Consider the following 10657-nt stretch of genomic DNA (forward strand, 5'->3'; position numbering starts at 1 on the left):
CTGTTCCCCAGAGGTGAAAAAATATTAACGCACGTAAAAAAAGAAGTGCTTGGCACTTCTTTTTTTATATATTATGCTAAATTTCTTGCAACTATTTCTGTTACTGCAAATGAAGCAACGTCATCTGCGTATTTTCCTGGTCCAAATCCAGCATCGTAACCAAGCTCTTTAGCAAGCTCGTGAGTTATTCTTGGACCTCCAGCTATTAATATAACTTTATCTCTTATTCCTTCAGCTTCTAAAAGCTCAACAAGGTTAGTTAAGTTTTGAATGTGAACATCTTTTTGAGTTACTGTTTGAGATACTAGTAAAACGTCTGCTTTAAGTTCTATAGCCTTTTTAATAAACTCTTCGTTCTCAACTTGGCTTCCTAAGTTGTAAGCTTCTACCATAGGGTATCTTTCAAGACCATAATGTCCTGCAAAACCTTTCATGTTCATGATAGCGTCTATACCAACTGTATGAGCATCTGTTCCTGTACTTGCACCTATGATAACTACTTCTCTTTTGATGTTTTCTTTGATGTATTCACCAACTTCTTGCATATCCATTGTATCAACTTCTACTGTTTGAACATGAATTTCTTCATAGTTTACAGTGTGAGTTAAAGAACCATAAACAACATAGAAGGTAAATTCTTTATCTAATGCTTCATGATGTGCAACGTTAGGCTCTTTAATACCCATAGCCTTTGCAAGTTGTACTGCTGCTTCTGCTCCTCTTTCATTGTCTTCTACTGGAAGAGTAAAGCTCACTTGAACCTTACCGTCATTCATAGTATCTCCATAAGGCTTAAGTTTAGTTAAATCTAAATTTTTATCGAAATCTTTATTATCTGTTGAATATAATCCACCGCTCATTATTTGTTACCTCCTAACATTAAATCTATAAATGGGTTGAAGTAACCTTCCTCTTTCTGTACAACACCAGCAAGGCCTTTTCCACCGTCAAATGGTCTTTTGATTCCACCAAATTTACCTTGTTCTAATGTCTTAAATAAACCTTCTTTTTCTATATCTTGTATTAGGTCTGTAGCTTTTCCTAAGACTTCATCTACTCTTGTTTCCATTATTCCGCCTTTTTTATAAGTAATTTCATCTCCAAGATCTTTCATTGTGCTGAAGATGTATTGAGCGTTCTCTATTGATAGAGCTCTATCACTCATGAATGGAGTGTGTATAGCTTCTGTTAACATTCCTAATAAATGAAGTTTTTGTCCTGTAAGTATTGTTACCATGTTAAATAATGCGTCTTGAACATGTCCTTTAAATACATTACCAGTTTTGAACTTAGTTGGTGGCATATATTTAAGTGGTGCTTTAGGGAATATTTCTCTTGCCATTTGTGCTTGTGCAAGTTCAAGTAAGAATCCATTTTCTACATTTGGGTTAATTTCAAATGCATGTCCAAGTCCCATTTGCTCTTCTGGAAGACCAGCAGTTAATGCAAATTGCTCATTGATAAATTGAGAAGCTAAAACTGTATGCGCTTCCTCAACAGCATCTGCAGTTGTTAAGTAGTTATCTTCTCCTGTGTTGATGATAACTCCAGCAAATCCATTGATTATTCTTGAGAAATATTGGTCAACAAGTGTTCTTTGCATGTTGATATCTCTGAATAATATTCCATATAATGCGTCATTAAGCATTACGTCTAGTCTTTCTAATGCTCCCATTGCAGCTATTTCTGGCATACAAAGTCCTGAACAATAGTTACAAAGTCTTATGTATCTTCCTAATTCTTCTCCTACTTCATCAAGAGCAGCTCTCATAAGTCTGAAGTTTTCTTGAGTTGCAAAAGTTCCTCCGAAACCTTCTGTTGTTTCTCCATATGGTACGTAGTCAAGAAGACTTTGTCCTGTTGTTCTTATAACAGCTATAACATCAGCGCCTTGTTTAGCAGCAGCTTTAGCTTGAATTATATCTTCATAAATGTTACCTGTTGCAACTATAACATAAAGATATGGACCAGTTTTATCGCCAAATCTTCCTAAATACTCTTCTCTTTTTCCTCTATTTGTTCTTATTCTTTCAACAGTTTCTTTAGCAACTTTATCAATTACCATTTTAATTTCAAAGTCATCGTGCATTGGAACTTTAGTTAAATCTAATTCTCCTTTAGCAACTTTTTCAGCTACTTCTTGTGCAGTTAATCCTGTTTCTATCATAGCGTTTCCTATGAATTTAGAAGCACCTAATGATAATCCATTTCCGTTTTTAATGTTGTCAACCACAACGTTTGGTAGTGGTACCCCAAACTCATCTACGTTGTCTATTCCTAGTAATCTACATACAGTTCTTTCAACTGCTACTGTAGTATGTCTATCTATAAATTCTTGAGTATCCTTAGCGATATTTTTTGATGACTCTCTAGCCTTATCTACTAAATTCCAGTCTAAATTTATCTTACTATTCATTGCCATCCTCCTCGTTATAATAAGTTTTTGCTATATCTACTATGTCACTTTCAAGTCCTAATAACATAGCAATATTTAGTGCATCTTTTGGCACCTTGTTTTCTTTAGAAACTTTCTCTAGCTTATATTCCATATGTTCTTGAATTATCTCTACAGAATGAGTCTTATTTAAATCTATTTTATACTTTAATTTATCAAAATCCATATTTTTAAGCCCAATTACCTGATAATGATCCATAGTATCATCTACTACGCCATCATAATGAGTAGATATTAAACTTACGCTATTAAATTTGGACAAATATCTTGCTAATGATTTTACTAAATAGAATCCTTCTTTTGGGTTAGTTCCCCTTGCAAATTCATCTAATGCTATAAAGCCATCTGCTCTTTTTGCACACTCAACAACTTCTTTAAGCTTAATAATCTCAGCTCCAAAAGTACTAAGTCCTTTTGATATAGATTGCATATCATCTGATATAAAGTGTATAAAATCTAATACAGGAAATGTTGCTTTCTCAGCAAATACAAAAAAGCCCATTTGTCCTAAAAATAAATTTAATACTATAGTTTTGAGAGTTACACTCTTTCCACCCATATTGGCACCAGTAATTACTGTTGTGCCATTTTTAAGCTTAACACTAACAGGTGTGAACTTCTTACTTTTTTTACTTAAAATACTTTTAATTTCAGGGTTAAAGGCATTGTCTAATTCTATTTTCATATTATCACTTATCGTAGGTCTAACTGCATCATACTTCAATGCTAGCCTGCCTTTTGCAATGATAAGATCTAACTTTCCTATGGATTTTAAATTTTTGTTTATTTTTGGCCCAAACTTAGATATTTCTTCACTTAAGCCTTGTCTTATCTTAAGTTCTTCAGCTTCCTCTAAAATAACAATTTCTAAACGTTGTTGTTTTAACTTTGATATTTCATCTTCATCATTTGAAGCATATATCTTTTTTTCTACTTCTTTTTTCTTTTCTCTTATTTCTCTAAGCTCTTGAGAATACTTATCATACACATGGAAGGTTGGTATTCTTTTCTTCTCTGGATCTAAAAGATCTAAAACTTCTGTAAGATAGGAAAACTCTATTTCTTTAATATCAAGTTTTATCTTATCTACTACAGTTTTAAGCTCTTCTATAAGCATTGAAAAATATTTTATCTCATAAAGCTCAACCTCATCTAAGGCTTCCATTTCCATAGCTCTCTTTATGGAATTCCTAATGTCTTTAAATTTACAAAATATTCTTCCTATATCTTTAAAGGCATCTTCATTTTTTTTCATTGAATTTATAACTTTTTCTAAATTATCAAATTCATCTATTAGCAGAGCTTTCTCTTGCACTTTAAAAGGTTTAATTTTTTTCTTTTCTTCTACGCCATAAAAAGTAGTTATATCTAACTCCTCCATGAGAAAACTAAACCCTATTTGCCTTCTTTGCTCATCATCTAAAAACTTCATTTTATAACCCTCCAACCACATCAAAAACTGGTATATTAAGTTCTTTTTTAAGTTCTTCTACGAACTTAACTTTATCAAACTCATACCCATAAGGAGATCTAGGATTTGTGGTAACACATAATACATTTATAGGGTTTATAACCTTAAGAATTCCCCCCTGCTTTTGGAATTTATAAAGAGTATCCTTTGATAAGAAAACCTTTGTTCCATCTTCTGCAAGGAAGGTTACATTTTTATAAAGATTTGTGGATTTCATAATATCCTCAATTAAACTATCAGATACTACACCTCTAACTACCACATAGGAGGTATTTTCATCTAAGGCTTCTACTATTTCCTTTGACGCCTCTAAGGAAGTTTTTACTTCTAAGCCTTTAAAAGTTTTTTCATTACTTATAATACCAATTCGTGTATCTTTATTTATAGTTTCACACATTTGTAAAATTTCTTGATTTTGCTCATGGGGTAAGCTCAATAATTTTACAGTGTGAACTGTTTCTTCAACTACTTTTCTCATGCTTCTTGATAATGCTGCACCTGTTGATAGAATAGTGGCTTTTGTAGTTGCGGGAGATGCAAAAGTCTTTCTACTTAGTGCGCCATCAACAATTACAAGATCACAGTTTAAGCTTAAAAGTTCATCACGAATTTCAGTCATATAAGAGTTTACAGAAGGTCCTCCTAAATCTACATAACCATCACTTAAAGCCCTACAAATAACAATCTCTCCCATAGGAGTATGTATTCCTGTGGTCTTAAGAATTTCTTTTGTTATATCGCTATTGAATAAACATTGTTTAGCTGTTGCTATTATTGTGTTTTTTTCTATATATATTTTTGGTTTTTCCGTTGCTGTAACCCTATCTAAATCTTCTCCATCACGACCTATTGAAGTCAGGCCAAGGAGCCTATTGCCCCTTGCCTCCTTCAATATATGATTTAATGTAGTAGTTTTACCTACGTTTTTATTCATTCCTATGATGGAAACACTATTATAGTCTTTTACAAGATCTAAAATACTATTCATCGTTACTATTCTTGAACGTGTCTTTGATTTCTCTCTAATCCTACTGGTTCTAGAGCCATTCCTTCTCCGTTTAATAATCCAGCAACTCCAACCTTATGAGCTTTTTTCTTTCCAGTGCAAACATCACAGCTGCATCCTGGAGTATAGTTTGTTGGCTCTGAATAAGTTGTTATAACACCTTCAAAGTTTCTTAATATTACTTTATCATGGCTTTGTGAAATAACGTAGTTTGGCATAACTGGAGTTTTTCCACCACCGCCTGGAGCGTCAACAACGAATGTTGGTACGCAGTATCCTGAAGTATGTCCTCTTAATCCTTCAATGATTTCGATACCTTTAGAAACTGGAGTTCTGAAGTGCTCAAGTCCTAATGATAAGTCACATTGATAGATGTAGTAAGGTCTTACTCTTATTTTTACTAATGTGTTAACTAATTCTTTCATTACGTGTACGCAATCGTTAACTCCTCTTAATAAAACTGATTGGTTTCCTAGAGGTACTCCTGCATCAGCAAGTAATTGACAAGCTCTAGTAGATTCTTCAGTTATTTCATTTGGATGGTTAAAGTGAGTGTTTAACCATACTGGATGATATTTTTTAAGCATATTTGCGAACTCAGGAGTAATTCTTTGCGGAAGAACAACTGGAGTTCTTGAACCTATTCTTACTATTTCAACGTGTGGTATTTCTCTTAATTTAGCTATGATGTACTCTAATACGTCATCTGATACTAAAAGTGCATCTCCACCTGATAATAATACGTCTCTAACTTGAGGAGTATTTCTGATATACTCTATTGCGTTATCTATTCTTTCCATTGGCATAGAGTCATCACTTTGTCCTGCAAATCTTCTTCTTGTACAGTGTCTGCAGTACATTGAGCACATATCAGTTATTAATAATAATACTCTGTCTGGATATCTATGAGTTAATCCAGGTACTGGTGAATCTGTATCTTCATGTAATGGATCTTCAAGATCTGCATCAGCTTTATTAAGCTCTAATGCTGTTGGAATAGCTTGTTTTCTTACTGGATCATTAGGATCGTTAGGATCGATTAATGATAGATAATATGGAGTAATAGCCATTCTTAATGTTTTTACACATTGAGCTACACCCTCTTCTTCTTCTTTTGTTAATGGTATGTATTTTTTTAACTCTTCAACAGTTTCTATTCTGTTTCTTACTTGCCATCTCCAGTCATTCCAGTCTGCGTCGCTAACATCTTTAAATAATTCATATCTTCTATTTATCATGATATTCCCTCCATCATTACATAATATAAAATTTATTTAAATTGAAATTTAAATTAAACGTATAGTTCTTCGAACATTTTTCTTAGGTTTGCGTTTTCTCTTAACTCTTCTAATGTTATTGCGGCATGTCCTTTAGTATATCCATTACCTACCATCATAGTTACGTCTTTACCTACACCTTCAGCTCCTAGTGCTGCTTTAGCAAATCCTGTAGCCATTGAGAAGAAGTAAACTGTTCCTTCATCTCTAACTGGTAATATTGTTGACATTTCTGTATTTTGAACGTTTACGCAGTTTATTGCAACGTCAACTTCTTTACCTTCGTTGTTTTCAAGTGCATGATTCATAACTTCTACTGGTTTAGTAGCATCTCCTATAACGATGTGTAATCTTGGTCCAAAATCTAATTTTCTTAATCTTGAAGCTTCTTCTTCGTTTCTTACTAATGCTATAACTCTTCCAGTTGGTCCAACTCTCTTAATAGCTTCGTAGCAGCAAAGCATTCCTGATTTTCCTGCTCCACCTAGTATTAATACAGCTTCACCTGGTTTGCAAAGTTTAGCAACTTGAGCCGGTGCTCCACAAACGTCTAATGCAGCTAATGCTAATGTTTCTTCCATATCTTCTGGAAGTTTTGCATATATTCCACTTTCGAATAATATAGCTTTTCCTTTTATTTCAACTCTGTCGATATCTGGTTTAACATCTACTATTTTTTCTATTTTTAATGGAGTTAAAGATAATGATACTAATGTAGCTATTTTATCTCCAACTTTTAAATCTGTTGTTCCTTCTAAAGCTTCACCAATTTTTTCTATTGTTCCTATTAACATTCCGCCTGATCCTGTTACAGGGTTTTGCATTTTTCCTCTTTCTGCAACAATTTCAAGTATTTTAGCTTTAACTTTTTCTATATCATGACCTGCTTCTTCTTCTATTTGAGTAAAGCTTGCAGAGTCAACGTTTAAAGCTTGTACGTCGATAAGTATTTCATTATCATAAATCTCCATGTCATTGTCTATCTTAAGCGCTGGTTGTGGTAAAACACCTTGTGGTTCTATAACTCTGTGAGTTCCGTATTTACATCCTTTTTTCATAATTTAGCTCCCTTCCCTATGTTCCTTTAAATTTTAAAATTAAATTGTAAAGTAGTATTTTTTCTTAAGGTTACGTTTTAAATATGTCGAATCCTAAATTATTTAATTCAATTTACAATTAAGATAGTTAGCACAACTTGAAATTTGCACGCTAAGTTCATACAAAATTCTTTTCTCTTAATTATTGATAATAAAATTACAATAATTAAAGATTCAACATTGCTTTAAAACGATAACATTTATGTTAATTTTAATGTCAAACTATTTAAGTGGTTTAAGTCCTAAGATTTCTCTTGCTTCAGCTGGATTAGCTATTTCTCTTCCAAGTTCTTTAGCAATTCTTACAACTTTTTCAACTAATTCTGCATTAGACTCAGCCATAACACCTTTTGATACGTAAACATTATCTTCAAAACCTACTCTAACATGTCCGCCATCTAATATTGCCATTGTAGCTAATGGGAATTCGTTTCTTCCTATTCCTGAAACTACATAAGTACTTCCAGCTGGAATACTTTCTTTCATGAATACAAAATCTCTTATTTCAGCGCTTATGCCACCGTTTACACCCATAACAAAATTAAAATGCATTGGTGCTTTTATGTATCCTTTTTTGTGTAGTCTTATAGCCATATCTATCATTCCCTTATCGAAAACTTCGATTTCTGGCTTAACATCTAACTCTATCATTTTTTGTCCAAACTCTTTTATTGTGTTTTCAGTATTAACAAAAATTTCGTCTCCACCAAAGTTACAAGTTCCGCAATCTAATGTTGCCATTTCTGGACGTAAATCTACTGGTTGAAGTCTTTCTGCATTAGTCATTCCTACTGCTCCACCAGTTGAAGGTTGAATGATAGCATCTGGACATCTTCTTCTAATTTCTTCTATACAAGCCTTGAATCTCTCTTTATCTTGAGTTGGAGTTCCATCATCTTCTCTTACATGTAAGTGAATTATACTAGCTCCAGCTTTGTAAGCCTTTTCAGCCTCAAGTCCAATTTCTTCAACAGTGTAAGGAACATTCTTGTTGTGTTCTTTTGTTACTTCAGCACCACATATTGCTGCTGCAATAATTAATTTTTCCATTTTCTTTTCCTCCCACATTGGATAATATTGTTATTTTTTTAACAAATCATCTGCAGTATTCCCTGCATTTTTTTAATTACAAAGAATTTTTAGATTTTTACTATTTTCTCTTTTTGTCTTTTGGAACAACGCATATTCCAGTTGCTTTACAAACTACTATTGGTTCTTCTAATACATCACAAGCTGAATCATTTACATCTGGTCTTGGAACTATAACTTTTCTAGCTTCAAAAGTCATTTTTCTTGAAGTATTTCCTACGTGTACTATTTCTCCAACTGCTTCTATATAGTCTCCTGCATAAACTGGTGCCATGAATTCGATGTTTTCATAAGCTTTAAAAAGTCCTTCATCTCCATCGTTCATTATTAGTAATTCTGTTGCTACGTCACCAAATAATTGTAACATTCTAGCTCCATCAACTAAGTTTCCACCATAATGTGCGTCATGTGCACTCATTCTTAATCTTATTACTGATTTCATTTTTAGTACCCCCTGTTAATTTTTTTAAAAATAAAAGGTACTGAAACTTTCAGCACCTTAAACAATCCTAATTACATAATGGACTATAGATGTAACGAAAATTTCTCATCTTCATCACATAAATAGCTCATCATAATATCTTATGACAGTGATAGAACATTTGCTTCCTACCCCCAAGTAATATACCTAAGAACAAGTATACTCTTTCGGCGCGTAAATCCTTCGCATATATCATCAGAAGTTCCTTTCCTTAGCATATATATACTACCATTTACTCGCTCCTCTATTTACGAACAATATTTAATTTTTAACAACCTGTGAACATATCATGTTCACCCTATGTATTATATTATATTATTTATAATTTAAAAAATCAATCATATTTTCTGAAAATTTTATTTTACTTTAACATTTAATAAATTATTCATAAGTCTCTCTTATATTATCGACATATTGTCGACAATATAAACTTAATTTTTACAACATATTCGACATGCTGTAGTTTATTATATTTTTTTGTAAAATTTTAATTTACATAAATATTCCTAAATAATATTTTTATAGTTCGTACCTTTAATATTATATTCATATATTCTTCTAAATACANNACATTTAATTTCTAACAAATATTTTCTTTCGACAAAATACGACTTTTATAGAATAATGGTTAATCAATTGAAATCTTAGAACAACTTATGATTTAAAATAATGGAAAATTCACAATTGTACTTAAAATTATTTCTTACAAATTAGTTTCTTAATCTTTTTTATCTACAGTAGAATCACTAGTTTTTACTAGGAAATCGCTGTGTACCTTCAAAGAGAGTCAATCAATTTTTATTTTTTTAGTTTACAATAAAAATATTCTCAATTGTGAATGTAAGGAGTAATATACACTTCATTATTTTTAATAAACCTCCTCCATAAATAAATTTACAATTGACGATTGGAAATTGAAGTTGTAATTATTTTTAATCAAACTAACTTTTTAATAAAAGTGACTGCATTACTTTTAAAATAAATTATTTTTAAATTTCTCATCTTCTGCCGAGAAATATCCATAATTGTGAATTTTGCATTGCGAATTAAATAAAGACACGACTTTTGTCGCGTCTTTTATATGTCCCATTCTAACTTTTTCCACATTAGTACATTATCAGGATATTGTTTTCTTACAGATTTAAGAAAAATTTCAAAATCTCTTTTAGTCCATCTGCATTTTATACTTGAACATCTGTCTAGATATTCTTCAAAAAAGCCTTTTAACGTATTTTCTAAAGTAATTGTCTTTTGTATTGTATTATCATTATCTACTAGTAATATTAAAAGTTTCTTTTGCTTTGTTAAGTTAATCATAATTTTTAGTGAGTATGCATCATTATAATTAAACCAAACTGTATAATAACCATCTTTGTATTTTCCTCTAATTTTAATTAAAAGACATAGCGATTTAACTTTATTATTACTTATAAAGGCCCCCCTAAATGCTATAGGCGAGTACTCACTATAACCTTCAATATTAGAAATGCAATCCTTTATAACTATTAATGTAAATCCTTTTACTAATTTTCTATCTTCTATTAAAGATACAGAATCCTTAGGCAATGTTTTAATGGTTTCAAATAACTTAATCATATTACTATTTATAAACAAATTAACTTAAGACATATAGATAAATAATTATAGAGTTCCAGAGTATATTTTCTATAAAAACAGATTAACCCCTTAGAAATTAAGAATTAATAATGAAGAATGAAGAATTTAGGGAAAAATTCACTAAAGGTGAATTTCTTAAAATAAAATCTATTTTAAGAAAACTC

9 protein-coding genes and 1 riboswitch are annotated in these 10657 nt (G+C 31.6%); all 9 genes read right to left on the reverse strand.

The window, feature by feature from the left end; all coding sequences use genetic code 11:
• Positions 1-71: 71 nt before the first annotated feature.
• Positions 72-860 carry an OAM dimerization domain-containing protein gene (locus tag B2W91_RS06340; RefSeq protein WP_291579494.1) on the reverse strand — a complete coding sequence of 263 codons (789 nt, stop codon included), beginning with the start codon at positions 858-860 and terminating at the stop codon, positions 72-74.
• Positions 860-2416: a lysine 5,6-aminomutase subunit alpha gene (locus B2W91_RS06345; RefSeq protein ID WP_291579496.1), complete on the reverse strand. Its 1557-nt coding sequence runs from the start codon at positions 2414-2416 to the stop codon at positions 860-862. Before B2W91_RS06345 ends, B2W91_RS06340 begins: the two co-directional genes overlap by 1 nt.
• Positions 2409-3887 (reverse strand): MutS-related protein, encoded by a 1479-nt coding sequence (locus B2W91_RS06350; RefSeq protein ID WP_291579497.1) that lies wholly within the window; start codon positions 3885-3887, stop codon positions 2409-2411. Before B2W91_RS06350 ends, B2W91_RS06345 begins: the two co-directional genes overlap by 8 nt.
• Before the next feature lies 1 nt (position 3888).
• On the reverse strand, positions 3889-4914 hold the full coding sequence (locus B2W91_RS06355; RefSeq protein ID WP_291579500.1) for a hypothetical protein: 1026 nt from the start codon (positions 4912-4914) through the stop codon (positions 3889-3891).
• Positions 4915-4919: 5 nt separating this feature from the next.
• Positions 4920-6170, reverse strand: a complete 1251-nt coding sequence (gene ablA, locus B2W91_RS06360; RefSeq protein ID WP_291579502.1) for a lysine 2,3-aminomutase — start codon at positions 6168-6170, stop codon at positions 4920-4922.
• Positions 6171-6223: 53 nt separating this feature from the next.
• Entirely contained in the window at positions 6224-7267 is a 1044-nt protein-coding gene (locus tag B2W91_RS06365; protein WP_291579504.1) for an L-erythro-3,5-diaminohexanoate dehydrogenase, read from the reverse strand.
• 261 nt (positions 7268-7528) lie between these two features.
• Complete coding sequence (locus B2W91_RS06370; RefSeq protein ID WP_291579506.1) at positions 7529-8356, reverse strand: 3-keto-5-aminohexanoate cleavage protein; 828 nt, start codon at positions 8354-8356, stop codon at positions 7529-7531.
• A 100-nt stretch (positions 8357-8456) separates the two neighbouring features.
• A complete protein-coding gene (locus tag B2W91_RS06375) occupies positions 8457-8837 on the reverse strand; it encodes a hotdog domain-containing protein (RefSeq protein WP_291579508.1) in 381 nt (126 codons plus the stop codon).
• A 115-nt stretch (positions 8838-8952) separates the two neighbouring features.
• A riboswitch (Lysine riboswitch) is annotated at positions 8953-9131 on the reverse strand.
• A gap of 822 nt (positions 9132-9953) precedes the next feature.
• Complete coding sequence (locus B2W91_RS06380) at positions 9954-10472, reverse strand: hypothetical protein (RefSeq protein ID WP_291579510.1); 519 nt, start codon at positions 10470-10472, stop codon at positions 9954-9956.
• Positions 10473-10657: the final 185 nt, after the last annotated feature.

This window comes from Clostridium sp. UBA6640, from assembly GCF_002455975.1.
Taxonomy (GTDB): domain Bacteria; phylum Bacillota; class Clostridia; order Clostridiales; family Clostridiaceae; genus Clostridium_J.

Coding starts and splice junctions, on each gene's coding strand:
- B2W91_RS06340 (WP_291579494.1), bottom strand. CDS start 860: ATGAGCGGTGGATTATATTCAACAGATAATAAAGATTTCGATAAAAAT.
- B2W91_RS06345 (WP_291579496.1), bottom strand. CDS start 2,416: ATGAATAGTAAGATAAATTTAGACTGGAATTTAGTAGATAAGGCTAGA.
- B2W91_RS06350 (WP_291579497.1), bottom strand. CDS start 3,887: ATGAAGTTTTTAGATGATGAGCAAAGAAGGCAAATAGGGTTTAGTTTT.
- B2W91_RS06355 (WP_291579500.1), bottom strand. CDS start 4,914: ATGAATAGTATTTTAGATCTTGTAAAAGACTATAATAGTGTTTCCATC.
- ablA (WP_291579502.1), bottom strand. CDS start 6,170: ATGATAAATAGAAGATATGAATTATTTAAAGATGTTAGCGACGCAGAC.
- B2W91_RS06365 (WP_291579504.1), bottom strand. CDS start 7,267: ATGAAAAAAGGATGTAAATACGGAACTCACAGAGTTATAGAACCACAA.
- B2W91_RS06370 (WP_291579506.1), bottom strand. CDS start 8,356: ATGGAAAAATTAATTATTGCAGCAGCAATATGTGGTGCTGAAGTAACA.
- B2W91_RS06375 (WP_291579508.1), bottom strand. CDS start 8,837: ATGAAATCAGTAATAAGATTAAGAATGAGTGCACATGACGCACATTAT.
- B2W91_RS06380 (WP_291579510.1), bottom strand. CDS start 10,472: ATGATTAAGTTATTTGAAACCATTAAAACATTGCCTAAGGATTCTGTA.